This window comes from Streptomyces sp. SID13726 (genome assembly GCF_010548375.1).
Lineage (GTDB): Bacteria > Actinomycetota > Actinomycetes > Streptomycetales > Streptomycetaceae > Streptomyces.
Window position 1 is genome coordinate 1 of the sequence record NZ_JAAGLY010000045.1, and the last position, 24,068, is coordinate 24,068.

19 protein-coding genes and 3 pseudogenes are annotated in these 24,068 nt (G+C 74.4%); 13 read left to right on the plus strand and 9 right to left on the minus strand.

The features are described from left to right. The 3 genes from G3I78_RS45710 to G3I78_RS45720 form a co-directional block, all read left to right on the plus strand. The coding region (locus tag G3I78_RS45710) for a VWA domain-containing protein (RefSeq protein WP_164436302.1) at positions 1–769 on the plus strand (769 nt) is incomplete at its 5' end. Further along, positions 762–1,862, plus strand: coding sequence for an XdhC/CoxI family protein (locus G3I78_RS45715; RefSeq protein ID WP_164436304.1), 1,101 nt, complete (start codon positions 762–764; stop codon positions 1,860–1,862). The genes G3I78_RS45710 and G3I78_RS45715, both read left to right, overlap by 8 nt. Positions 1,863–1,900: 38 nt before the next feature. Then, positions 1,901–2,527, plus strand: coding sequence for an SRPBCC family protein (locus tag G3I78_RS45720; RefSeq protein ID WP_164436306.1), 627 nt, complete (start codon positions 1,901–1,903; stop codon positions 2,525–2,527). Between the two features lie 141 nt (positions 2,528–2,668). Here the strand turns inward: G3I78_RS45720 and G3I78_RS45725 are convergent, their stop codons facing one another. Together G3I78_RS45725 and G3I78_RS45730 are read right to left on the minus strand one after the other, a co-directional pair. Further along, a complete protein-coding gene (locus G3I78_RS45725; protein ID WP_239158436.1) occupies positions 2,669–4,096 on the minus strand; it encodes an MFS transporter in 1,428 nt (475 codons plus the stop codon). Between the two features lie 96 nt (positions 4,097–4,192). Next, positions 4,193–4,705, minus strand: a complete 513-nt coding sequence (locus G3I78_RS45730) for a metallophosphoesterase (RefSeq protein WP_164436308.1) — start codon at positions 4,703–4,705, stop codon at positions 4,193–4,195. 100 nt (positions 4,706–4,805) lie between these two features. Between G3I78_RS45730 and G3I78_RS45735 the strand changes: the two genes are divergently transcribed. The 4 genes from G3I78_RS45735 to G3I78_RS45750 all read left to right on the plus strand — a co-directional run bounded on the left by G3I78_RS45735 (position 4,806) and on the right by G3I78_RS45750 (position 9,270). Beyond that, positions 4,806–5,255, plus strand: coding sequence for a MarR family transcriptional regulator (locus G3I78_RS45735; protein ID WP_164436310.1), 450 nt, complete (start codon positions 4,806–4,808; stop codon positions 5,253–5,255). Continuing rightward, positions 5,252–6,643 (plus strand): MFS transporter, encoded by a 1,392-nt coding sequence (locus G3I78_RS45740; protein ID WP_343244014.1) that lies wholly within the window; start codon positions 5,252–5,254, stop codon positions 6,641–6,643. The genes G3I78_RS45735 and G3I78_RS45740 overlap by 4 nt, the downstream gene beginning before the upstream one ends. A gap of 6 nt (positions 6,644–6,649) precedes the next feature. Then, positions 6,650–7,234, plus strand: a complete 585-nt coding sequence (locus tag G3I78_RS45745) for a hydrolase (RefSeq protein ID WP_164436312.1) — start codon at positions 6,650–6,652, stop codon at positions 7,232–7,234. A gap of 89 nt (positions 7,235–7,323) precedes the next feature. Beyond that, entirely contained in the window at positions 7,324–9,270 is a 1,947-nt protein-coding gene (locus G3I78_RS45750; protein WP_164436314.1) for a glycosyltransferase family 2 protein, read from the plus strand. Between the two features lie 81 nt (positions 9,271–9,351). On the opposite strand, the gene G3I78_RS45755 is transcribed toward G3I78_RS45750, so the two are convergent. The 6 genes and pseudogenes from G3I78_RS45755 to G3I78_RS45775 all read right to left on the minus strand — a co-directional run bounded on the left by G3I78_RS45755 (position 9,352) and on the right by G3I78_RS45775 (position 14,022). Beyond that, positions 9,352–10,155, minus strand: a complete 804-nt coding sequence (locus tag G3I78_RS45755) for a class I SAM-dependent methyltransferase (protein WP_164436316.1) — start codon at positions 10,153–10,155, stop codon at positions 9,352–9,354. Next, positions 10,152–10,340, minus strand: coding sequence for a hypothetical protein (locus G3I78_RS45760; RefSeq protein WP_164436318.1), 189 nt, complete (start codon positions 10,338–10,340; stop codon positions 10,152–10,154). The genes G3I78_RS45755 and G3I78_RS45760 overlap by 4 nt, the downstream gene beginning before the upstream one ends. 242 nt (positions 10,341–10,582) lie before the next feature. Beyond that, a pseudogene (locus tag G3I78_RS53050) lies at positions 10,583–10,693 on the minus strand (sugar phosphate nucleotidyltransferase); the annotation flags it as partial. A gap of 76 nt (positions 10,694–10,769) precedes the next feature. Further along, the gene (locus G3I78_RS51435) at positions 10,770–10,946 is read right to left on the minus strand and encodes a hypothetical protein (protein WP_343244015.1); all 177 of its coding nucleotides are present in this window, start codon (positions 10,944–10,946) and stop codon (positions 10,770–10,772) included. A 157-nt stretch (positions 10,947–11,103) separates the two neighbouring features. Further along, positions 11,104–11,523, minus strand: coding sequence for a CBS domain-containing protein (locus G3I78_RS45770; RefSeq protein WP_164436320.1), 420 nt, complete (start codon positions 11,521–11,523; stop codon positions 11,104–11,106). A gap of 45 nt (positions 11,524–11,568) precedes the next feature. After that, positions 11,569–14,022 (minus strand): SpoIIE family protein phosphatase, encoded by a 2,454-nt coding sequence (locus tag G3I78_RS45775; protein WP_164436334.1) that lies wholly within the window; start codon positions 14,020–14,022, stop codon positions 11,569–11,571. A gap of 196 nt (positions 14,023–14,218) precedes the next feature. Here G3I78_RS45775 and lanKC point away from each other — a divergent pair, with 196 nt between their 5' ends. The 4 genes and pseudogenes from lanKC to G3I78_RS52525 form a co-directional block, all read left to right on the plus strand. Beyond that, positions 14,219–16,840: a class III lanthionine synthetase LanKC gene (gene lanKC / locus G3I78_RS45780; RefSeq protein ID WP_164436322.1), complete on the plus strand. Its 2,622-nt coding sequence runs from the start codon at positions 14,219–14,221 to the stop codon at positions 16,838–16,840. A 59-nt stretch (positions 16,841–16,899) separates the two neighbouring features. Then, positions 16,900–17,016 carry a SapB/AmfS family lanthipeptide gene (locus G3I78_RS45785; protein WP_020117173.1) on the plus strand — a complete coding sequence of 39 codons (117 nt, stop codon included), beginning with the start codon at positions 16,900–16,902 and terminating at the stop codon, positions 17,014–17,016. 88 nt (positions 17,017–17,104) lie between these two features. Beyond that, the gene (locus G3I78_RS45790; protein WP_164436324.1) at positions 17,105–18,808 is read left to right on the plus strand and encodes an ABC transporter ATP-binding protein; all 1,704 of its coding nucleotides are present in this window, start codon (positions 17,105–17,107) and stop codon (positions 18,806–18,808) included. A 380-nt stretch (positions 18,809–19,188) separates the two neighbouring features. Then, positions 19,189–20,301, plus strand: a pseudogene (locus tag G3I78_RS52525) (ABC transporter ATP-binding protein/permease); the annotation flags it as partial. A 240-nt stretch (positions 20,302–20,541) separates the two neighbouring features. Here G3I78_RS52525 and G3I78_RS52530 read toward each other — a convergent pair. After that, complete coding sequence (locus tag G3I78_RS52530) at positions 20,542–21,153, minus strand: response regulator transcription factor (protein ID WP_164436326.1); 612 nt, start codon at positions 21,151–21,153, stop codon at positions 20,542–20,544. A gap of 350 nt (positions 21,154–21,503) precedes the next feature. On the opposite strand from G3I78_RS52530, the gene G3I78_RS45805 reads away from it, so the two are divergent. Both G3I78_RS45805 and G3I78_RS45810 read left to right on the plus strand, forming a co-directional pair. Next, positions 21,504–23,651 carry a SpoIIE family protein phosphatase gene (locus G3I78_RS45805; RefSeq protein WP_164436328.1) on the plus strand — a complete coding sequence of 716 codons (2,148 nt, stop codon included), beginning with the start codon at positions 21,504–21,506 and terminating at the stop codon, positions 23,649–23,651. 163 nt (positions 23,652–23,814) lie between these two features. Continuing rightward, positions 23,815–24,068 (plus strand): annotated as a pseudogene (locus tag G3I78_RS45810) (hypothetical protein); the annotation flags it as partial.

The following is a 24,068-nucleotide window of genomic DNA, read 5'->3' on the forward strand; positions in this document are numbered from 1 at the left end:
CGCCGCCCGCGTCCGGCTGCACCGGCTGCTGCCCGCGTTCGCGCTCCCCGGACCCGCTCGGCGCACGGCCCGCCGGCGTCCCTCCCGGCACGGGGAGGTCGATCCGCGCCGGACGGTCCGGGAGCTGCTGCGGCACGGCGGGGAGCCCACGCGCCCGCGTCGGCACGCACGGGTCCTGCGGCCCCGGCGGGTCGTGCTGCTCGTGGACGTCAGCGGGTCGATGGCGCCGTACGCGGACGCGCTCCTGCGCTTCGCCCACGCCGCCGCGCTGGCCCGGACCCGGCCGGCCCCGCCCGCTTCCCGGGCCCGGACCGGCTCGGCGCGTCCGCCCCGCACGGAGGTCTTCACGATCGGCACCCGGCTCACCCGTGTGACCCGCGAGCTCTCGCACCGGGACCCGGACCTGGCGATGCGGGCGCTCGCCGCGGCCGTGCCGGACTGGCGCGGGGGCACCCGGCTCGGTGGGCTGCTGCGGGAGTTCCTGGACCGGTGGGGGCAGCGGGGCCTGGCCCGGGGCGCGGTGGTGGTGCTGCTGTCGGACGGCTGGGAGCGTGGCGATCCGGAGCTGCTCGCGGCCCAGATGCGACGCTTGCACCGGCTGGCGCACCGGGTGATCTGGGCCAATCCGCGCAAGGCGCGCCCGGGTTACGCACCCCTGGCGGCCGGGATGGCGGCCGCACTGCCGAGCGTGGACGCGTTCGTCGAGGGGCACAGCCTGGCCGCGCTGGAGCGACTGGCGGCGGTGGTGAAAGGAGCCGACGATGCGTGACATCCTCCCGGTCCTGAACGGCTGGTACACGGCGGGAGTGCCGTTCGGCCTGGCCACGGTCGTCTCGACGAGCCGCAGCGCACCGCGCGACCCCGGGGCGGCCATGGCCGTGGGTCCGGACGACGAGGTGGTCGGCAGTGTGTCCGGCGGGTGTGTCGAGGGGGCCGTGTTCGAGCTGGCCCAGGAGGTCGTGGCGAGCGGCGAGGCCCGGCTGGAGACCTTCGGGTACAGCGACGCGGACGCCTTCGCGGTGGGGCTCACCTGCGGCGGCGAGATCACCCTGCTCGTCCGGCCCGTGACAGCCGCCGTCGACCCCGTGTTCGGCGAGGTCGCGGAGTCGGTCGCCGCGGGCCGTCCGGTGACCGTGGCCACGGTGACCGAGGGACCGGCACCCCTCGGAGCGACGCTCGCCGTGTGGCCGGACCGGGTCGCCGGCACCCTCGGCACGACCGGCCTCGATGTGGCGGTGACCGCCGACGCACGCGGCGAACTCGCCCTCGGGGCAACGGGGTTGAGACACTACGGTCCACGCGGTGAACGGCGCGAGGACGCGGTCACCGTCTTCCTGCACTCCTTCGCCCCGCCGCCCCGCATGCTGGTGTTCGGCGCGATCGACTACGCGGCCGCGGTCGCCCGGATCGGCGCCTTCCTCGGCTACCGGGTCACCGTGTGCGACGCCCGCCCGGTCTTCGCCACCCCGAAGCGCTTCCCGGAGGGCGTGGAGGTCGTCGTGGACTGGCCGCACCGATACCTCAGCGGCACGGACACCGACGAGCGCACGGTCGTCTGCGTCCTGACCCACGACCCCAAGTTCGACGTACCGCTGCTGGAGGAGGCCCTGCGCCGGCCCGCCGCGTACATCGGGGCGATGGGCAGCCGCCGTACGCACGACGACCGGATGAAGCGGCTCGCCGAATCGGGGCTCGCCGAGGCCGAGTTGTCCCGGCTGCGCTCCCCGGTCGGCCTCGACCTCGGAGCCCGTACACCGGAGGAGGTCGCCGTGTCCGTGACCGCCGAGATCGTCGCCCTGCGCTGGGGCGGCACCGGCACCCCGCTGACGGCCACGGCGGGGGCGATCCACCCGTCCCCCTGAAATCTGCCCGTCCTCACGGAGCCCGCCTGGAGGAAGTCATGGAACTGCACCACGAGTTCACCGTGCCCGTCCCGGTCGACGAGGCCTGGCGCGCGCTCCTCGACATCGAACGGGTCGCGCCCTGTATGCCGGGGGCGACGGTCGAGGAGTACGACGGCAAGACGGTGACCGGCTCGGTGAAGGTCAAGGTCGGCCCGATCACCGTGACGTACAAGGGCACCGCCGTCTTCGAGGAGCAGGACGAGTCCGCGCACCGCATGGTGCTGATCGCGAGCGGCCGGGAGACCCGGGGCCAGGGCACCGCGCGGGCCACGGTGACCGGCACGCTCAGCGGGCAGGACGGCGGTACGGCCGTGTCGGTGCGCACGGACCTGGCGGTGACCGGGCGGCCCGCGCAGTTCGGGCGCGGGGTGATGGCGGAGGTGGGCGACCGGCTCGTCGGGCAGTTCGCCGGGTGTCTGGCGGAGCGGCTGGGCAAGCCGCCGGTGACCGCCCGGCCGGCTGCGGAGGCGCCCCGCCCGGCCCCGGACCCCGACGACGAGCCCCTCGACCTGCTGCGGGCCATCGGTGTGCCGGTCGCCAAACGGGCCGCCGCGGCGATGGCGGCGGCCGGTGTCGTGGTGCTCGCGATCACCCGTCTACGACGACGGCACCGGAGGGTGTGAGACGCCCGCGAAGGGGTAGGCGCCGACGTACGGGAGAGGGCGTCCGAGCCCTCGTCCCCTCCTCCGATCGGGAAGGAGGTCCGTGACATCACACACTCGCAGCGCCCGGGCCGCTCCCCTTCACTCGGAGCGGCCCGGATCTCATGAGCGCCGGTCCGTCGGCGGCGGCGCGCCCGGCAGCAGGGCCAGCGCCAGTACCGCCGCCACCGCGTAGAGACAGGCCGAGCCGAGCGCCACGGTGTGGAAGCCCCGCAGGAAGCGCTCCTGGTCACCGGGCTGTCCCGCGACGGCGCCCGCCACCGCTATCCCGATCGCGCCGCCCGTCTGACGTGCGGTGTTGTTGACCGCGGAGGCGAGACCCGAGCGCTCGGCGGGGACCGTGGCGATGGCCGCGGCGACGACGGCGGGGGTCAGCAGTCCGCAGCCGACGCCCCACAGCAGGAACGCCGGTATCAGGTCCGCGTACCCGGAGTGCTCCCCGGCCCCGGTCAGCAGGGCGAGCCCGGCCGCGGCGACCAGCAGTCCCGCCGCCGCGGGCAGCCGGGGTCCGAACCGGCTGGTGACACGGCCGCCGACGGGGGCCATGACCGCGAGCGGGGCGAACAGGGGGACGACCGTCAGGCCCGCGAGGAGGGCCGAGCGGTGCTGCACCGACTGGAGGCACAGCATCAGCACGAAGAGCGTGCCGAGGGTGCAGAGGTTCATGATCCCGGCGGTGGCGTTGGCCGCGGTGAAGGCGGGGCGCCGCAGGAGGGCGGGCGGCAGCATCGCGTCGTCGCCGCGCCGGAGTTCGGCGGCGGCCAGCGTCACCAGGGCCGGGACGGCGACCGCGGTGGCGGTGCGGACCTCCGGTGACCCGGCGCCCCGGCGTCCGCCCTCGATGAAGGCGTAGGTCGCCGCGCACAGCAGGATCCCGCCGGACAGCATCCCGGACAGGTCGAGGGGCCTGGCCCGGGACTCCCTGCTCTCGTGCACGACCACCGCGGTACCGGCCAGGGCGAACAGCACGACCGGGACGTTGACCAGGAAGATCGCGCGCCACCCGAGTCCTTCGACGAGGGCGCCGCCCAGCAGTGGCCCGGCGGGCAGGGCGAGGCTGCCGATGCCCGCCCACACGCCGATCGCCCGGGCCCGGGCGGCGCCGTCGGGAAAGGCCCGGCCGATGACGGCGAGCGTGCCCGGCAGCAGCAGGGCGGCGCCGACGCCCTGGACCACCCGGGCCGCCACGAGCACACCGGCGCTCTGGGCGAGCCCGCAGGCCAGCGATCCCGCGCCGAAGACGCCGAGCCCGATCAGCACGACCCGTCGGTGGCCGTACCGGTCCCCGGCCGCGCCGCTGGTCAGCATGAGGGAGGCGAGGGCGAGGGCGTATCCGTCGACGACCCACTGGAGGCCGCCCACGTCGGTGCCGAGGCCCGCGCCGACGGCGGGCAGGGCGACATTGACGACGGTGACGTCGAGGAGCACCAGGAAGTACCCGGCGCACATCACGACGAGGACGGTGCGCGGCGACGCGGAGTCGCCGGGGCGCATCGCGCGTCGGAGCAGTGTTGCCGGTGCAGGAGCCATGGGTCCGTCGTATCAGCCGGGACTGACAATGCCGGGTGCCCGCGGCCCCCGGGGTGAAACGGACCGCGGCGCTCAGGTCCGAACGGCCGGTGCGCCTCAGGGCGAGACGGACCTCGGCGGCAGGCGGTGCAGCCGTACGTCGGTGAGGCGGCCGTCGGCCACGGTCGCCGTCATGTAGGTGCAGTGCGGCTGACGGCGGCGGTCGGTGGGCGAGCCGGGGTTGAGCAGGCGCGGTCCGCCGGGGGCGGTGGTGTCCCAGGGGATGTGGCTGTGCCCGAAGACCAGGACGTCGGTGCCGGGGAAGCGGGCGGCGCAGCGGGCCTCGCGGCCCTGGGCTGCGCCCGTCTCGTGGACCACGGCGAAGCGCAGGCCGCCGAGATCGGCGTACGCCACCTCGGGGAGGCGTGCGCGCAGCTCGGGCCCGTCGTTGTTGCCGTGGACGGCGACGAGCCGGGCGCTGCGGCTCTCCAGCAGGTCGAGGGTGGCGGTGTCGACCCAGTCACCGGCGTGGAAGACCACGTCGGCGTGCGGGAGTTCGGCCAGCAGCGGGGCCGGGAGCTCCTTGGCGCGCTTGGGGAGGTGGGTGTCGGACATCAGGAGCAGGCGCACGGGACCAGCGTAGAGGGGCGGCCGTGCGGCCGGTATTCATCAGGCAAAACTGTTCAGTCCCAACTGTTCAGTCTCAACTGTCCTTCCTAGGGTGAAGGGCATGGCCGAGAACCCTGATGGCATCACCGAGTCCGCCGCCCGGTCCGCCCGTGAACTGCGGGTGGTGCTCAGCCGGCTGCGCCGCCGGATGCGGGAGGTCGACCAGGGCGAGGACCTCACGCCGTCGCAGGTGTCGGCGCTCACCCTGATCGGCAAGCACGGGGCTGCCACGGCGAGCGCGCTGGCCTCCGCGGAGGGGGTGCGGCCGCAGTCGATGGCGGCCACGCTGACCGCGCTGGACCGGCACGGGCTGATCCGGCGCGGCCAGGACCCCGAGGACGGGCGACGGCAGCTCGTCACCCTCACCGAGGAGGGCCGGGCCCGGATCGAGGACAACCGGCAGGTGCGCGAGGAGTGGCTGGCCCGCGCCTTCCAGGACCGGTGCACCGAGGAGGAGCGGCAGCTCATGCTGACGGCCCTCGGTCTGCTGGACCGGCTGACCCGGCCGTGACGGTCAGGCTCCTGAAACACCGGCGGAGCGGCCCCGCCCCCGCCGGATTCGACCGCCGGCTCATCGCGCCGATGGTGCTGGGCTCGGTCCTCAACCCGATCAACTCCTCGATGATCGCCGTGGCCCTGGTGCCCATCGGCACCGCCTTCGGCGCCCCGCCCGCGCTTACGGCCTGGCTGGTCTCGGCGCTCTATCTGGCCACGGCCGTGGGGCAGCCAGTCGTCGGACGGCTCGTGGACATGTTCGGGCCGCGGCTCCTCTACCTCGCCGGTACGGCCCTCGTCGGGATCGCGGGGCTGCTCGGCGCCCTCGCCCCGTCGCTGGGGGCGCTGATCGCCGCGCGGGTGCTGCTCGGGTTCGGTACCTCCGCCGCGTATCCGGCGGCCATGCGGCTGACCCGGAGCGAGGCCGAGCGCACCGGACAGGACAGCCCGGCCGGGGTGCTGACCGCGCTCTCCGTCGCCAACCAGACGGTCGCCGCGATCGGCCCGGCCCTCGGCGGGTTCCTGATCGGCGTCGGCGGCTGGCGGGCGATCTTCACCGTCAACGTGCCGCTGTCCGCCGCCTGTCTCGTGCTCGGCGCCCTGCGCCTGCCCCGCACGCCCCGCTCCGGCCGGGCACACGCGCGTGGCCTCGATCTGCCGGGGATGGCCCTGTTCGCCGTCATGCTCGTCTCCCTGATGCTGTTCCTCACCGGCATCGGCCTGTGGTGGCTGCCGGTGCTCTCCGCCGCGGCCGCCACGGGGTTCGCGGTGCGGGAGCTGCGGGTGCCGGAGCCGTTCGTGGACCTGAGGGTGCTGGGCGGAAATCTCCCGCTGATCGCCACCTATGTGCGTCAACTGCTCGGCTACACCACGTCGTACGCGTTCCTGTACGGGTTCACGCAGTGGCTGGAGGAGGGTCGCGGGCTGCACGCCTCGACCGCGGGGCTCGTCCTGCTGCCTCTGTCGGCCGCCGCGCTCACCGTCTCCGTCCTCACCGGCCGCCGCGAGGCCGTCCGCTCCAAGCTGCTGGTCGGCGCTCTGGTCCAGGTCATCGGGTGTGCCGCGCTGCTGCTGGTCGGCTCGGGCACGGCACTGTGGGCGCTGCTCGCGGTCGGCGCGGTACTGGGCGTGCCGCAGGGGCTGATCGGGCTCGCCAACCAGAACGCCCTCTACCGGCAGGCCCCGCCCGAGCGCATCGCCTCGGCCGCCGGGCTGCTGCGCACCTTCACCTACCTGGGCGCGCTGGGCTCCTCCGCCGCCACCGCGGCCTTCTTCGCCCACCGCGCCGACACTCCGGGGCTGCACCAGCTGGCCCTGTTCATGCTCGCCGGGTCCGTCCTGCTCCTGGCGACCGTCCCCGCGGACCGCTCCCTGCGTGTCCTCGCCCCCACCGGAAAGGCCTGAACCCCCATGGCACTCACCACCCTCGACCCGCGGACCGCCCTCGTGGTGATCGACCTCCAGGCGGGCGTCGTCGGCGCGACCGTCCAGCCCCACCCGGGCCCGGAGGTCGTGGCACGCACGGCGAAGCTCGCCGACGCCTTCCGCGCCCGGAACCTGCCCGTCGTCCTGGTCCGGGTCTCCTTCGCCGCCGACGGGTCGGACGCGGTGCCCGGCCGCACCGAGACGTCCCACCCCGCCGGTGCCCGCCCAGCGGGGTGGGACGCCGTCGTCCCCGAACTCTCCGGCCACCGGGGCGACATCACCGTCACCAAGCACAACTGGGGCGCCTTCCACGGCACCGACCTCGACGTGCAGCTGCGGCGACGCGGCGTCACCCAGATCGTGCTGACGGGCATCGCGACCAGCATCGGCGTGGAGTCGACGGCCCGCGCGGCCCACGAACACGGGTACCACGTCACCCTCGCCACCGACGCGATGAGCGACCTGGACGCCGAGGCGCACCGTGGCAGCGTCGAGCGGATCTTCCCCCGTCTCGGTGAAACCGGCACGACGGACGATGTCCTGGGGCTCCTTGCCCAGTTGCCCGGCTGACAGGGCGCACAGCCGTCGGCGCCGGCATCCGCCGGCGCGGCTCGTGCTGTGCCGCCGGCGGCAAGCAAGGCAAGGGAGTCCGGACACCGATGCCGGTCAAGGTCAGCGTCGTCATCCCCGTGTACAACCCGGGGGCCTACATCGAGGACTGCATCGCCTCGCTGCGCAGACAGTCCCTTCCGCCCGACGAGTACGAGGCGATCTTCGTCGACGACGGCTCCACCGACGACACTCCGGCCCGGCTGGACGAACTCGCCGCCGGGGACCCGCGGTTCACGGTCGTCCACCAGGAGAACTCGGGCTGGCCGGGCAAGCCCCGCAACGTCGGGATCGACCGGGCCCGGGGCGAGTTCGTGCTGTTCGTCGACAACGACGACTACCTCGGCGACGAGGCGCTGGAGCGCATGTACGACTACGCGGTCGCCCATGGCTCCGACGTGGTCGTCGGCAAGATGGCCGGCAAGGGACGGCCCGTGCCGGTGGAGCTGTTCCGGCGCGACCACCCGCGGGCCACGGTCGGCAACGCCCCGCTGATCGACAGCCTGACACCGCACAAGATGTTCCGGCGGGCCTTCCTCGACCGCATCGGTCTGCGCTTCCCCGAGGGCAGGCGCAGGCTGGAGGACCACGTCTTCGTCACGGAGGCGTATCTGCGGGCGGAGAACATCTCCGTCCTCAGCGACTACGTGTGCTACTACCACGTCAAGCGCGACGACGCCGCCAACGCGGGCTTCCGCCGCTTCGACCCGGTGGGCTACTTCAAGAACCTGCGCGAGGCCCTCGACATCGTCGAGAAGTACACCGAACCGGGGCCGCTGCGCGACCGGTTGTTCCGGCGCTGGCTGCGCAACGAGATGGTCGAGCGGATGCGCGGCAAGCGGCTGCTCAACCTGCCCGAGGACTACCGGCGGGAGCTGTTCGCCGAGATCCGCGGGGTGGTCGTCGAGCGGTTCGGGCCCGGGGTCGCGGCCGGGCTCCAGCCCACCCAGCAGGTCGTCGCCGCGCTGATCGCCGACGACCGCCTCGACGACCTGGTGGAGTTCGCCGGGTGGGAGGCGTCCATCGCGCCCAAGGCCCGCCCCGAGGGCGTCGAGTGGTGCGACGGCTCGCTACTGATCGGCCTGTCCGCCGAGTTCGTCTCGCGCGGCACCCCGCTGACGTTCCCCGCCGGCGCCACCGCCACCGGGCTCGACGGTCCGCCCGCGTCGGTCGAGGACGCGGTGGGGTGGGTGAGCGCGCACAGCGCGGCCCGCTTCGGCGACGCCACGGTCGACGTGCTGCTGCGTGAACGCTCCAGCGCCGCCCAGTACTTCCAGCCGGTGGAGTTCACCCGGGAGACGGTCCCGGCGGACGAGGACGGCCGGGTACGGCTGGTGCTGCGCGGTACCGCCACCGTGGACCCGGCCCGCGCGGCGGGCGACAGCGCGCTCGGCGCCGGGCTGTGGGACGTGTTCGTCCGAGTGAAGGTGGGCGGCTGGACCAAGGAGTGCCGGCTCGGCCCGGTCCCGACCAAGGGAAGTACGGCCGGGGACGCCGGTGTCGTCGGGGGCCGGGTGGTGCTGCCGTACTGGACGGCGAAGCAGGGCAGTCTCGCCCTGGACGTCGACAGGGCGGGCAAGCGGCTGGGGCTCGGCCGGCTCACGCCCGGGCAGGTCGCCGTGGCCGGGGACCGGGTCGAGGTGGCCGTACCGTTCCATGTGCCCGCCGACACGCCGGTGCGGCTGCGGCTCACGAGGGTGACGGGCACCTCGTCGATGGAGGCGTCCGGCACGCTGTCGCCGAAGGGTTCCATCGCGCTGCTGGACGCCGCGCCGCCCGTCGGCGCCATAAGGGGTGCGGCCTGGCGGGTGGCCCTGAGTCCGGCGCCCGGGGTGCCGGAACCGCGCTTCCATCCGCTGCCGTTCGCCCTCCAGGTGACGGCGGGTCAGGTGCGGGCGGTGCGCCCGCCGCGGCCCGGTGTCGCGGAGCGCCTGGTACGCGGGGCGGGGCAGCTGCTGAGCAGGCTCGCCGCGGGCCTCGGGGTGCGCCGGACATGAGAGCGCCGTCGGCCGGGGAGGACAACCTGTCCTCCCCGGCCGACGGCGTCGGATCGGCCGTGGCCGTCGGGTGGCTCCCGGTCAGCTGTGACCGTTGAGCCGCTCGAGGCTGGTCCGCAGGTGCTCCCAGCCGCGCTCCCGCTTCGAGCCGCGGTTGCGGGCGTTCACCAGCGCCTTCCAGAAGTTCGCCTCGATCAGCGACTCCGGCTTGATGGCCGTGGTCCGCTCCAGGACCGACTCCGGCACCTTCTGCGGGTCCTCGACGACGAACTCGGCGATGATCTCGTCGTACTTGTCCTGGAGAACCGTGTTGGTCGGGTCGGCGCCGAAGACCACGAGCTGACCGGTGGGCTCGGTGTCCACCAGGACCGTCACCAGGTCGGGCCGGTAGCGGTTCAGGACCTCGATCACCTTGTAGACATCACCGGTCCACGCGTTGGTGTGCCGGTCGCGGGCCGCCTCGTCGATGTTGCGCGGCAGCATGTCGTCGAAGACGATCACGCTGGCCCAGTCCGAGTGCTTCTCCACGTTGATGAAGTCGCGCAGCGCGTACTCGAACAGGTGCATGCCGTCGATGAACGACAGGTCGAGGGTGACGTCCCGCCAGTAACCGAACGGGGTGCGGTTGCGCACGATGTTGCGCAGCGGGTGGCGGCCGCCCTTGAGGTGCTGGAGCGGGTTGTCGCGCGCGAAGAAGTCATCGCTGGTGGCCTTGACCAGGTGGACGTCGCAGCGGATCTCCGTGACGACCTTGAAGGCGGGGTCGATCGCGATGCTGGGTACCCGGGAGAACGTCAGGCTGCGGCCGTCGTTGACGCCGATCTCCAGGTAGTTGCGGTTCGCGCTGGCTTTGTGGAGCCCCCGCAGGAACTCATGACGTTTCACTGGGAAATCTCCTTGCGGATGTGTGGCGGTGCTTCGTGCAGGGCGGGACGCCGGTCCCGGGGCGGGACGAGCGGCAGCACGCCGCTGTGGGGGCGGACCCGGTCCGGGTCGGCGCCGATGTGCCGTGACACCTTCCACGCCGGTCCCGGCAGACTGCCCGCGCCGGAACCCGTGGCGTGGAACATACCGTCTGCACAGCCTTCATGGCAGGGCTTCGTACGGAGAGGCACGATCTTTCGTGCGATGTCGGAGGTGTCACGGAGGCGGGCGGATCGCCCGCCGGTGAGGAGAAGGCTCATGAAGTGACGCGCACCCGGCCGTCCCGTACGGGTTCCGGGCCGTCGCCGCCCCGGGCCCCGGTCTCCGCGGCGGCCGCCCCGACCTGCGTGATCCCGGCCGCGCCGGGAAGGGCGCGGCCGGGACGGCGGACTGCCTTGTCCGAGAGCTTGTCCGCGACGGGCACCGGCGGTCCGGCCGAGAGGTGCGTGCTCGGCCGTAACCGTGTACCGGCCCCGCCGGACAGCACGAGAGCCTTCATCTGCGTCACCTTAGCCCGACTGCGGAGCAACCGGCCATGGCCGGGGGGTGACTTGGGGGTTACGCCCCGTGGGCGGTCAGTCCTCGCCCCGGCAGATGTTCCACTCCCCCGTGTGGGTCCCGGCGGGCCCGCCCGGCTCCTCGACGGCCGCCAGGCAGGTCCGCGGCTCGCCCCTGCCGTGCAGGCGGCGGGCCCTGGACCAGCCCGTCTCGGGTCGGCGTACGACGGTCTTCTCTGCGGTCTGCGGGGTCACGACGGTTCACGTCCTTCCATGCTGTCCCTCCGGGTCCCCAGCGGCGGAGGGGGCAAACGGGCCGGGCGGCGGGTCAGGACAGCGGTACCGCACACCCTTTCGGCGTGGACCGGCCGCTCGGGTCCTTGACGGCGGCGGTCGAACTGCGTTCCGCGGTTCAGGTGTTGGGGCGGGCCACGCTGATGTCGCCCAGCGCCGACTCCGGATCGCGTTCCATGGCGGCGTCGCCGAGGGAGACGACGCCGACGGGGCGGCCGTTCTCGACGACCGGGATACGGCGTACGGCGTGTTCGCGCATGAGCCCGATCGCGTGGTCCAGGTCGTCCTCGGGGGTGACGGTCACCAGGTGGTCGCTGCACGCGCCGGCCACGGTGGTCCGCTCCGGGTCGCCGCCCTCGGCGAGGGAGCGCACGACGAGGTCGCGGTCGGTGACCAGGCCGCGCAGTTCGTCGCCGTCGGTGACGAGGACGGCGCCCAGGTCCTGGTCGCGCATGATCCGGGCGACGGCCGTCACCGAGGTCTGCGGTTCCACGGTGACCGGCGCGCCGGTCATGATGTCGCTGACGTGCTGGGTCATGGCGTACCTCTCTGCTGCGGGGATTCCGCGCCCGGGTACCCCGTGTCAGGCGTCCAGTGCGATTTCGCCCCACACCTGTTTGCCGCCGCTGACCGGGACGGTGCCCCAGGCCGCCGACACGGCCTCGACCAGGAGGATGCCGCGACCCCCGGTGGCCTCCCAGCCGATGCTGGTGGGCTTGGCGGGGGTGCGCGGCGAGGCGTCGGCGACGGAGACGCGCAGCCTTCTGCCCACCAGGGCGAGGTCGAGGCGGACCCGGCCGTCGGTGTGCACGAGGGCGTTGGTGACGAGTTCGGAGACGACGAGCAGCGCGGTGTCCAGGGCCTCGTCCCGCACGCCCCAGCCGCGCAGGGTGCGCCGGGTGAAGCGGCGGGCGTGCCCGGCGGCCTGCGGGACGCGCCACACCGTCCAACTCTCCCGCAACGGGTGGCCGGCCATGCCGTCGTAGCGCAGCAGGAGCAGGGCGACGTCGTCGCTGCGGCGGGCGTTGCCGAGCAGGGCGTCGGCGACCAGGCCGAGGTGGGCGGGGTCGGAGACGGACAGTTCGTGGGCGAAGCGCTCCATGCCCTCGTCGATGTCGGCCTCGGTGGACTCGACGAGGCCGTCGGTGGTCAGCGCGACCAGGGTGCCGGGGCGCAGCCGCAGCGGGGTCATCGGGAAGTCCGCCTGGGCCACCACGCCGAGCGGCGGACCGCCGTCGGCCTCCGCGATGTCGGTGCCGCCGTCGGGGTGCCGCAGCACCGGCGGCAGGTGGCCGGCGCGGACGCACCAGGCGGTGCCCTCCTCCATGTCGACGTCGACGTAGGTGCAGGTGGCGAAGAGGTCGGTCTCCAGGTCCATGAGGAGCCGGTTGGCGCGGGCGACGACGACGTCGGGCGGGTGCCCCTCGACGGCGTAGGCGCGCAGCGCGGTGCGCATCTGGCCCATGAGGGTGGCGGCGGCCGCGCTGTGTCCCTGGACGTCGCCGATGACCAGGGCGACGTGGTGGTCGGGGAGCGGGATCACGTCGTACCAGTCGCCGCCGAGCTCCAGTCCGGCGGTGCTGGGCAGGTAGCGGGCCACGGCGACCGCGCCGGGCAGGGTCGGCAGGCGGCGGGGCAGCAGCTGGCGCTGGAGCATGCCGACGAGTTCGTGCTCGGCGTCGAAGGCGTGGGCGCGCATGAGGGCCTGGCCCGCGAGGCCCGCGGAGGCGGTGAGCAGGGCGCGTTCGTCGGGGCCGAAGTGGTGCGGGGTGTCCCAGCCGATGAGGCAGGCGCCGGCCATGCGGCCCGCGGCGGGCAGCGGCAGCACGGCGAGGCCGCCGGGTCCGACCTCGGCGAGCGCGGGTTCGAGGAGGGCGGCGCCGGTGCCGGCGGGCCAGATCTGGGCGCGGCCCTCGCGCAGGGCGGCGGCCAGGGTGGGCATCGCGCGCACCGGGGCGTCGGGCCACTCGCTGCGCCACTCCAGGCGCCACAGCTCGGGCCAGGACTCCGGTTCGGGCGGGTCGAGGACGGTGACGACGAGCCGTTCGTTCTCCAGCTCGGCGAGGGCGATGCGGTCGGCCCTGAGCGGGGCGCGCAGGGCCGAGACGACGGCCTGGCCGACGTCGCGGACGGTGCCGGCGGTGGCGAGGGCGGCGGCCAGGCGCTGGACGCGGGCCACGTCAGTGACGTCGGAGCGCAGGGTCGAGGCGTCGGCGACGGTGCCCACGAGCCGGGCCGGACGGCCCTCGCCGCCGGGCAGCATCCGGCCGCGCAGCCGGAGCCACCTGGGCGGTCCCGAGGGCTGCAGGACACGGAACTCCAGCTCGCGGTCGCCCGGGGACAGGTGACCGGCCTCGAACAGCGACATCAGCGAGGGCAGGTCCTCGGGCACCGTGAGGCCGAGCAGGGTCTCGACCTTGCCGTCGAAGTCGGCCCGGTCCATGGCGAACAGCTCCAGGATCCGGTCGCCGACCTCGACGCGGCCGGTGTCCATGGCGAGGCTGAAGGCGTCGGAGGGCAGGTCCTCGCCCTCGGGGGCCGCCACGGGCGCCGGGCAGACGATCGCGTCGGCGATCAGTTCGAGGCACTTGCGGTCCTCGTCGTCGAAGCCGCCGGGGTCCTCGCCGACGGCGAGCAGACAGGCCCGGCCGTCCTCGCCGTGCGCGGGCAGCACGGCCAGGTGGAAGTCCCGCCGGTCCACCCTGCGGGACTCGGCGCAGGCGGCCAGCTCCTCGGGGCCGAGGAAGACGGCCTGTCCCGAGCGGTGCGCGTCGGCGGCCGGGGAGCCGCCGGAGCGCGGGTAGCTGTCGCGCAGCCCGTACACCGTCCGGGGGACGCCGGCGGACTCGACGAGGCAGAGCAGGTCGCCGTCGCCGGGCGTGTACACGGCGGCGAGCGTCGCACCGGCGAAGACCAGCGCCTGTTCGAGCACCCTGCGCAGTCGTTCAGGCGAGCCGGGACCGTCCGTGAGCGATGACAGGGCGGTTTCGGCGCGCAGCGTTCTCGTTCTGCGTCCCGCAGCGCCCTCACTGACCACGTCCGCCATTACAGCGCTTATACGGCACCTGCGCAGCCCCTGTGAGCGTTCCGAGGAGCATCTGCGGGGGTCGCGCTCGAACGTCCCCGAACAGATCTTGACGCATGCGTTTCTCACGGTGGTCTCGTGACAGCCGTTACTGTCCGTGGCCGCCGTCCCGCTGGAAGGCTCTTGGGTGGGCCACGGAAGGGGACGCATGGACAAGCGCTACGAGGTGTACGCGCTCGCCGACAGACACTTCTACGAGACGCCTGACCGGATCTCCGCGGGCGAGGCACCCTCGTACGAGGCGGCGCGCCGCGAGGTGCCCGACGGCTGGGACGCGGCACGGATCGGCGACTGGCTGACGCTGACGCCGCTCGGCGCGGACGGCGCTCCGGAGCACGGCCCGTCGCAGGGCTGGAAGATCCACGCCTCGGCCACCCGGGCGAACGCGGAGCGCATCGCGTCGATCGTGTGGGACTACTGCGTGCCCCGGCGCATCTCCTTCAAGTTCGTGCCGGGCCCGCACCTGCTGCACCTGCGCAACACCAAGTACGCGGCCCGCGACACCAGCGGCAAGTTCGTCACGGTCTACCCGGCCGACGAGGAGCAGCTGCACGTCGTGCTGCGGGAGCTGGGCAAGCTCCTGGAGGGCTTCGAGGGGCCGTACATCCTCACCGACCTGCGCTGGTACGACGGTCCGCTCTATGTCCGCTACGGCGCGTTCGCCCGCACCTTCGTCGTCGACGAGCGGGGCTCGCTGGTGCCGGCGGTGCGGGACGGCGAGGGGACACTGGTGCCGGACCGGCGGGCCCCGTCCTTCCAGGTGCCCGACTGGGTCGAGCTCCCGGCCTTCCTCGCACCGCATCTCGAGGCCCGCAACACCACGACGGTGGGCGAGCTGCCGTACCGGATCGAGAAGGCGCTGCACTTCTCCAACGGCGGCGGGGTCTACTCGGGCACCGACACCCGGGACGGGCGCAAGGTCGTCCTGAAGGAGGGGCGGCCGCACGCGGGGCTCGCCGCGGACGGAGCCGACGCGATCACCCGGCTGGAGCGGGAGAAGGACGCCCTGGAGCGGGTGGCCGGTACCGGGGTGGTGCCCGAGGTGCGGGACTGGTTCACGCTCGGTGACCACCGGTTCCTGGTGATGGACTTCCTGGAGGGGCGCCCGCTCAACTCGTTCTTCGCCGAGCGGCATCCGCTGCTCACCCCGGACCCCGATCCGCGGGCCGTCGCCGAGTACACGGCGTGGGCGGTGCGCATCCACGGGGCCGTCGAACGGGCGGTGCGGGCGGTGCACGCGCGCGGGATCGTCTTCAACGACCTGCACGTCTTCAACATCATGGTCGGCCCCGACGAGGAGTCGGTGTCACTGCTCGACTTCGAGGCGGCGGCGCCGGTCGAGGAGAACGGCCGCCAGGTCGTCGCCCACCCCGGCTTCTTCGCCCCGCCGGACCGCAAGGGCGTCGACGTCGACCTCTACGCGCTGGCCTGTCTTCGGATCGCCCTGTTCCTGCCGGTGACCACGCTGTTCGTGGTGGACCGGGGGAAGGCGGCCCATCTGGCCGAGGTGATCCTCCGTCAGTTCCCGGATGTGCCGAAGGAGTTCCTCGACGAGGCGGTCGCGGAAATCACCCGGGACATCGCCCCGCGGAGCGAGCGCCGGCCCGTGGCGGCCGCGCCCTCGTTCGTCGAACCGGGCGACTGGCCGCACAGCCGCGACTCCATGGTCAAGGCGCTCCTCGCCTCGGCCACCCCGGAGCGCGCGGACCGGCTCTTCCCTGGCGACATCACGCAGTTCAACGACGGCGGCGGCCTCGGGCTCGCGCACGGCGCGGCCGGGGTGCTGTACACCCTGGAGGCGATCGGCGCCGAACGGTACGAGGAGGGCGAGCGCTGGCTCCTGAAGCACACGGCGCCCCCGCCGACGGGCACCCCGCTCGGGCTCTACGACGGTCTCGCGGGCGTCTCCCACGTCCTGGACCGGCTCGGCCACCGGGAGCGCGCCCTCGACCTGGTCGGGCGGGTCCTCGCGGAGCGCTGGCAGAACCTCTCCTCCGACCTGCACGGCGGACTGGCCGGTCTCGGCCTGGTCCTCGGTGAACTGGCCGACAGGACGGGCGAGTCGGAGCTGCGGGACCGTGCCGCCGAGGCCGCCGACGTCCTCGTACGACGACTCGCGCAGCCCCTTCCGGACACGCCCAAGCGGCGCCGGGCCGGGCTGCTGCGGGGCTGGACCGGGCCCGCGCTGTTCCTGCTGCGGCAGTACGAACGCACCGGTGAGCCCCTGCTGTTGAGGGCGGCCGAGGTGGCGCTGCGCCGGGATCTGGAGTGCTGTGTGACGCACCCGAGCGGCTCGCTGGAGGTCGACGAGGGGTGGCGGACGCTGCCGTACCTCGGCGAGGGAAGCGCGGGCATCGGGATGGTGCTGGACGACTACCTGGCCCAAGGCGTCGACACCGAGGGCGAGTTCGAGAAGGCCCGCGCCGGTGTCCTGACCGCCGCCACCAGCCGCTTCTACGTCCAGCCCGGTCTCTTCCAGGGCCGGGCCGGGATGATCCTGCACCTCGCGCGCACGGACACGCCGGGCGCGGGCCGGGAGCGGCTGGCCGACCAGATCGACGGGCTCGGCTGGTTCTCGATGGACTACCAGGGCCAACTGGCCTTCCCAGGACACCAGATGATGCGCCTGTCCATGGACCTGGGCACCGGAACGGCAGGGTGCCTGCTCGCGCTCGGCGCGGCCCACGCGGCCCCCGGCGCACCCACCACCGCGCACCTGCCGTTCCTGCCGCCGCTCGGGCGGCCCCCCATACGCGGTTCCGCGACCTGACGGAGCCGTGACCCAACCCCGTCCCCACGGGTGGACGACACCGAAGAGAGGAAAACGAGATGGCACTTCTCGACCTGCAGACGATGGAGTCCGACGAGCACACCGGCGGCGGCGGCAACAGCACCCTGAGCCTGCTGTCCTGCGTCAGCGCGGCGAGCGTCACGCTCTGTCTCTGACAGGCATCGTGCGCCCATGACTCCGGGCGGTCCACTCCCGCGAGGGAGGGACCGCCCGGGGTTCTGCCCACCTCGGGAAGGCCGCCGCATGACGACTCCCCCCTCGCCGCCGACCACACACGGCCTCGTCGGTCCGGCACCCGCCCGCTGGCTGGCCCTGTGCCTGGTGAGCACGGCCGCGACCGGCGCCGGGCTGCTGCTGCCCGCCGCCCTCGGCCGCGTCCTGGACCTGCTGCTCGCCCAGGCCCCGGCGACCCGCTGGGTGCTGTACTGCGCGGGGCTGGTCCTGCTGATCGCCCTGCTCGACGCGTTCGAGACCGTCCTCGGCGGCACGGTCGACGCCCGCACCACCGGCTGGCTGCGCCGCCGCCTCACCGGCCATGTCCTGGCCGTCGGACCGCGCGCGGGCGCCCGTTTCGGACCCGGCGACCTCGTCGCCCGTCTCGTCGGCAACGCCGCCCAGGCCGGCACGGCACCCACGGCCCGCGCCGCACTGCTCGCCGCACTCGCCGGACCGGTCGGCGCCGTGGTCGCCCTCGGAATGATCTCCCCCTGGCTCGCGGCCGTGTTCCTGGCCGGGGCCCCGGTGCTCGCCCTGCTGCTGCGCGCCTTCGCCCGCGACACCCGGGAGTGCGTGACGCGCTACCAGGAGGTGCAGGGCAGGATCGCCCAGGCGCTCAGCGAGGCCGTGGCCGGGCACCGCACGATCCGGGCGGCCGGTACGGCGGACCGGGAGACCGCCCGCATCCTGCGCCCGCTGCCCGAGCTGTCCGAGGCCGGTCACCGCATGTGGCATGTGCAGGGCCGGGCCTCGGGCCAGTCGGTCGCCGTGGCCCCGCTGCTCCAGCTCGGCGTCCTCGCCGTCGCCGGGGTCCTGCTGGCCCGGCACCGGGTGACGGTGGGCGAGGTGCTCGCCGCGTCCCGGTACGCGGTCCTGGCGACCGGCGTCGGCGTCCTGGTGGGCCGGCTCGCGGGGCTGGCCCGGGCCCGGGCGGCGACCGGACGCCTCGACGAGGTCCTGGCCGAGCCCGCCGTCGACCACGGCGAGAGCCCGCTGCCGGCCGGTCCTGGGCGGCTGGAGCTGCGGGGCGTCACCGCCCTGCGCGGCGGGCGCGCGGTGCTCGACGGGGTCGACCTCGTCGTCCCGGGCGGCACGACGCTCGCGGTGGTCGGCCGCTCGGGGTCCGGCAAGTCGCTGCTCGCCGCCGTCGCCGGACGGCTCGCCGACCCGCAATCCGGGGAGGTTCTCCTCGACGGCGTGCCGCTGCGCGACCTCACCCACGACGCACTGCGCCGGGCGGTCGGCTACGCCTTCGAACGGCCCGCGCTGCTCGGCGGCACCCTCGGGGAGGAGATCGGGCTCGCGCTGGCCGCCCCCTCCCCCGCCCGGGTCCGCGAGGCCGCCCGCACGGCCCACGCGGACGACTTCGTCCAGCGGCTGCCAGACGGCTACGACACCCTCGTCGCCGACGCCCCGCGCTCCGGCGGGGAGTCCCAACGCCTCGGTCTGGCCCGGGCGTTCGCGCACGGCGGCCGGCTGCTGATCCTCGACGACGCCCTCTCCAGCCTCGACACCGTCACGGAGGCCCGCGTCGCCGAGGCCCTGGTGAGCGGCGGCGCGGGAGGCACCCGTCTGCTGGTCGCCCACCGCGCGGCCACGGCGGCCCGCGCGGACGCGGTGGCCTGGCTGGACGGGGGCCGGGTGCGGGCGGTGGGTCCGCACGCCGAGCTGTGGCGGTCGGCGGAGTACCGGGCGGTCTTCGGGGCCGCCTCGGCCGAGGAGGCGGCGTGAGCGACGGGGTGCACGCACGCGGTCTGCGGTATCTGCGGGCCAGGTGGCGGGTGCTGGTGCGGCTCGGCGGCTGGTCGGTGCTGGAGACCGGGCAGACCTTCCTCACCGGGTTCGCGCCCGCCCGCGCTCTGGACGAGGGGTTCCTGGCCGGGCGTACCGGCACCGGTCTCGCCTGGCTCGGGGTGGCCGGACTCGGGGTGCTCCTCGGGGCGTACGGCACGGTCCGGGTGTACGCCGCCGTCGCCGCGCTGGTGGAGCCGCTGCGGGACGCCCTGGTGACCCGGGTGGTCTCGCGCGGGGTGCGGGAGGCGGACGCGGGGGCGCTGTCCGGGCTGACCCAGCAGGTGGAGATCGCGCGGGACACCTTCGCCGGGCTGGTGATGGTGTCGCGCTCGTTCGTGTTCACGGCCGTCGGCGCCGTCGCCGGACTCGCCTCGCTCGACCCGCTGCTCCTGCTGGTCGTGGGCCCGCCGCTGGTCGCGGGGCTGGCGCTGTTCGCGGCGACCCTGCGTCCGCTGGCCCGCCGCCAGGCGGACTTCCTGGTCGCCGACGAGGCACTGGCCGACGGTCTGGGCCGGGTCTGCCCGGGGCTGCGGGACATCACGGCGGCCGGTGCGGAGGACCGCGTCGCCGCGCGCACGGGCCGGCTCGTCGACACCGAACAGCGCACCGCGTACTCCCTGGCCCACTGGTCCGTCCTGCGGGTGGCCTCCCTCGCCGTGGGCGGCCAGCTCCCGATCGTCCTCCTGCTCGCCTGCGCCCCCTGGCTCCTGGACCGGGGCGTCACCGCGGGCGCCCTGGTCGGCGCCCTCGCCTACGTCACCCAGTCCCTCCTCCCGGCCCTGAACAACCTGGTCCACGGCCTGGGCACGAGCGGCTCACGGCTGGTGGTGGTGGTGCGGCGACTGGTGCGCACGGCGGCCTCCGACGACGAGCGGACCCACCCCGCCCGCCCCACCCCCGAAACCGGCCGTCCCGACCCGCACGACCGCCCGCCCGGCACCCCCACTCCCGCCCCCGCCCTCTCCCTCACCTCCGTCTCCTTCGCCTACGGCCCCACCGCCACCCCCGTGGTCGACGCCCTGGACCTCGCTCTCGCGCCCGGCGCCCACCTGGCCGTCGTGGGCCCCAGCGGCATCGGCAAGTCCACGCTCACCACCCTGGTCGCGGGGCTCCTGCGCCCCACAGCCGGAGAGATCCGGCTCTGCGGACACCCCGTGCCCTCCCCCGGGGCCGCCGCCCGGCGCGTGCTCATCCCTCAGGAGGCATACGTCCACACCGGCACCCTCGCCGAGAACCTAGGGCACCTCCGGGCGGAGCCCGTGCCCGAGGCGGAACTCCTCGAAGCCGCCGAGGCCGTGGGGCTCACCCCGCTGCTCGAAGCCCTCGGCGGGCCCACCGCGGCCGTCGACCCGGGCGCGCTGTCCGCCGGAGAGCGGCAGCTCATCGCGCTGACCCGGGCCTATCTGTCGTACGCCCCCCTCGTGCTGCTCGACGAGGCGACCTGCCATCTGGACCCGCGGGCCGAGGAGCGCGCCGAGCTGGCCTTCGCCCGGCGGCCGGGGACCACGCTGGTCGTCGTCGCCCACCGGATCAGTTCGGCCCGCCGCGCCGACCGGGTGCTCCTCATGGACGGCCGGCGCACCGCGTACGGCACGCACGACGAGCTCGTGCGGGACTCGCCGGCCTACCGCGAGCTGGTGGGCGGCTGGAGCGCCGTACCGTCGAAGCGGTCAGAGCCAGCCCTGTCCCTGCGAGATCCGGATCGCGTCGATGCGGTTGCGGGCACCGGTCTTGCGGGTGATGGCGGCCATGTAGTTGCGCACGGTCCCGTGGGACAGATGCAGACTCCCCGCGATCTCCGCGACGGAGGCCCCCTCGGCCGCGAGCGATAACACGCTCAACTCCCGTCTGGTCAACGGCATCTCGGCCGCCTGGAGGAAACCGAAGCCGAGCGAGTCATCGACGAAACGTTTCCCCTCGGCGACGTGCCGGATCCCCCGCACCAGACGTTCCGGTGCGGCCCCCTCCTTGTCCACGTACCCCAGCGCCCCCGCCTCGACCGCCCTCTTGAGCAGCCCCGGCCGGTTCGCGCTGGCCATCACGAGTAGGCGCGGCGGACTGCGGTCCGGCTCGCGCCCCGATAACTCCCCCAGCGGCGGGATGCCGTACGCGTCCGAACAGTCGAGGTCGGCCGCGCAGACGTCGGGACGCACCGACCTCAGGCGGCCCGGCGCGCTGTGCCACGGGGTGTCGAACACCCCGAGGTCCGGTTCCCGGCGGAGCCACTCCGCCAGTACCGATCTGACCAGACACGCGTCGTGCACCAGAAGCACCCGGATCACTGCTCGTCCCCCTCGACTCGCCCACTCGGTTCCACGGCTCTGTTCCATGGCGATGAACGCGTGCCCCATTGTTCGGGTCCCGGACCGCTCCCGGGCGCGAAGAATTGGCCATCAGGGTGCGCGGGGGCGCACACACGGCGCCCGTACGCCGCCGCGCGCTTCGACTCAGGGGGCATGCTCCCGGGCTCCCGGGGTACACAGCCGTTCTCGCCGTCGCACGGTCACCCCTGTGCCCGGAGCCGGTCGCGCTCGCCGTGCGGGACGCGTCACGAGGGGGCAGATTTGATCCCTGGGACCCGGCGCGCGACAGCGGTCCGCGCCCCCTTTCCGGGACGCGCCCGTGCGAGGAGGTGGTCGGCGTGTCCGACGGGCATACGTCCGCCCCGGCGCCGGCGAGCGCGCGGACCCGGGTGGGCCGCCCGCTGCTCTCCCTGGCGCTGGCGTCGATGATGGACGAGGTGCACGCCCACTCCGGCGCGGTCTATCTCCTCGCCGCCGGTGAACCGGTCCTGGAGATGGCGGTGATGGCGGGTCTGCCGCGGGCGTTCGCGGCGCCCTGGGAGCGGGTGGGGCTCAGCGCCCCGATCCCGGTGGCGGACGCGGTGCGCGAACGCCGGCTGGTGTGGGTCGGCGGCGAGCAGGACATGGCACACCGCTATCCGCGGATCGCGGTGGTGCTGCCGTATCCGTTCGCGCTGGCCGCGGTGCCGGTGGCGACCTCCGCCAAGGTGTACGGCGCAGTCTTCGTGACCTGGCCCGAGTCCCATCCGCCGGAACTGACCGAACGCGAGCGGGAGCATCTGAGCGCGGCCTGCGGGCGGCTCGCGGTGCGCCTGGAGCGGGCCGTGGAGGACAGTCTGCCGCCGCACGCCGAGCCGGATCTGCTCGCGGCGGCGCCGGTCGGGGGCGCGGCCGGGACGCTGGGCTCGGTGGAGGCGGCCCGGATGGTGGCGCGGCTGCCGTACGGGCTGTGCTCGCTCGATCTGCACGGCCGGGTGACCTTCGCCAACGCGGCGGCGGCCGAGCTGATCGGGGCCCCGGTCCCGCAGTTGCTCGGCTCCCAGCTGTGGGCGGCGGTGCCGTGGCTCAACGACCCGGTCTACGAGGACCGTTACCGGGCCGCGCTGATCAGCCAGCACAGCACGTCGTTCGTGGCGCTGCGGCCGCCCGGGGACTGGCTGTCGTTCCGGCTGTACCCGAGCACCACCGGGCTGAGCGTACGGGTCAGCCGGGCCCGGGCGGTGGCGGAGCTCCAGCGGGCCGGGCCGCAGCCCGGGGACTCGCCGTCCCGGCTGGTGACGATCTCGCAGGTGCTGAGCCTCGCGGGGGCCCTCACCGAGGCGGCGGGCGTGCAGGACGTGGTGCAGCTGGTCGCGGACGAGATCGCCCCGGCGGTGGGCAGCCAGGCGCTGGTCGTGCTCGGCTCCCGGGCCGGGCGGCTGCACGTGCTGGGGCACCGCGGGTACCGGGACGCGGGGATCGTGGAGCGGTTCGACGGGCTGCCGCTGGCCGAACCGACCCCGGGCACCCGGGTCCTGAACACCGGCGTGCCCGCGTTCTTCGACTCACGTGAGCAGCTGGAGCACCTCTATCCCGGGCGGCACGCCACCCCCGACGGGTTCGCGGCCTGGGCCTACCTGCCGCTGATCGCCTCCGGCCGCCCCGTGGGCACCTGTGTGCTGGCCTACGCCGAGCGGCACCCCTTCCCCGCGGACGAGCGGGCGGTCCTGACGAGCCTGGGCGGCCTGATCGCGCAGGCGCTGGAGCGGGCGCTCCTCTACGACGCCAAGCACCAGCTCGCCCACGGCCTCCAGGCGGCCCTGCTGCCGCACACCCTGCCCCCGCTGCCGGGCATCGAGGCGGCGGCCCGGTATCTGCCGGCCACCCAGGGCATGGACATCGGCGGCGACTTCTACGACCTGGTGCCGGTGAACGGGCACGCGGCCGCCGTGATCGGGGACGTGCAGGGGCACAACGTGACGGCGGCGGGGCTGATGGGGCAGATCAGGACGGCGGTACGGGCGTACACGACCGTCGGCCAGCCCCCGGAGGAGGTCATGCGCAGCACCAACCGGCTGCTGATCGACCTCGGCGCCGACCTCTTCGCCAGCTGTCTGTATCTGGGGCTCGACCCGGCGCGGGGGCGGGCCGTGATGGCGCGGGCGGGGCATCCGCCGCCGCTGCTGAGGCGGCCGGACGGGCGGGTGCGGGTCCTGGACCTGGCCGGGGGCCCGCTGCTCGGCATCGACGGCTCGGCCGTCTATCCGACGACGGAGGTGGAGCTGGCGCCCGGCTCGGTCCTCGCCCTGTACACCGACGGGCTGATCGAGTCCCCGGGCGTCGACATCGAGGACGCGCTGGCGGACCTGGGCGAGCGGCTCGCAGAGACCGGCGGTCTGCCGCTGGACGAACTCGCCGACGACCTGGTGCGGCGCAGTGCGGCGGCGCGGGAGCGGATCGACGACGTGGCGCTGCTGTTGCTGCGGGCGGTGGAGTGAGCCGGAAACGCCGTGGTCCGGCCCTCCCGCCGGAGGGCCGGACCGTTGCACCGCCCGGTCGGAACCGCGCGTCGGACCGGGTGGTGGTCGTGCGGACCGGCGTCGGCAGCGGTGGGTGTGGGTGGGGGGGGGACCGCTGCCGACGCGGCCGGTTCAGAGGGTGGTGCCTGAGCTGCCCGGCTCAGTTGTGCGACTGGCCCGAGGCGTCGCCCGTCTCCTGACCGGCACCGGCCTCCTGACCCGCTCCGGCCTCCTGGCCGCCGCCGATCTGGTCGCCGCCTGCTTCCTGGCCGCCGACCTCCTGGCCGCCCGCCTGGTCACCGGGGCTCGCGCTGGCGTCGCCGCCGGCCTGGCCGTCGCCCGCACCGGCACCGGCGTCGCCACCGGCCTCGTCCTGGGCGTGGGCCTCGGCGTCGC

Coding starts and splice junctions, on each gene's coding strand:
- G3I78_RS45715 (WP_164436304.1), top strand. CDS start 762: ATGCGTGACATCCTCCCGGTCCTGAACGGCTGGTACACGGCGGGAGTG.
- G3I78_RS45720 (WP_164436306.1), top strand. CDS start 1,901: ATGGAACTGCACCACGAGTTCACCGTGCCCGTCCCGGTCGACGAGGCC.
- G3I78_RS45725 (WP_239158436.1), bottom strand. CDS start 4,096: ATGGCTCCTGCACCGGCAACACTGCTCCGACGCGCGATGCGCCCCGGC.
- G3I78_RS45735 (WP_164436310.1), top strand. CDS start 4,806: ATGGCCGAGAACCCTGATGGCATCACCGAGTCCGCCGCCCGGTCCGCC.
- G3I78_RS45745 (WP_164436312.1), top strand. CDS start 6,650: ATGGCACTCACCACCCTCGACCCGCGGACCGCCCTCGTGGTGATCGAC.
- G3I78_RS45750 (WP_164436314.1), top strand. CDS start 7,324: ATGCCGGTCAAGGTCAGCGTCGTCATCCCCGTGTACAACCCGGGGGCC.
- G3I78_RS45760 (WP_164436318.1), bottom strand. CDS start 10,340: ATGTTCCACGCCACGGGTTCCGGCGCGGGCAGTCTGCCGGGACCGGCG.
- G3I78_RS45770 (WP_164436320.1), bottom strand. CDS start 11,523: ATGACCCAGCACGTCAGCGACATCATGACCGGCGCGCCGGTCACCGTG.
- lanKC (WP_164436322.1), top strand. CDS start 14,219: ATGGACAAGCGCTACGAGGTGTACGCGCTCGCCGACAGACACTTCTAC.
- G3I78_RS45785 (WP_020117173.1), top strand. CDS start 16,900: ATGGCACTTCTCGACCTGCAGACGATGGAGTCCGACGAGCACACCGGC.
- G3I78_RS45790 (WP_164436324.1), top strand. CDS start 17,105: ATGACGACTCCCCCCTCGCCGCCGACCACACACGGCCTCGTCGGTCCG.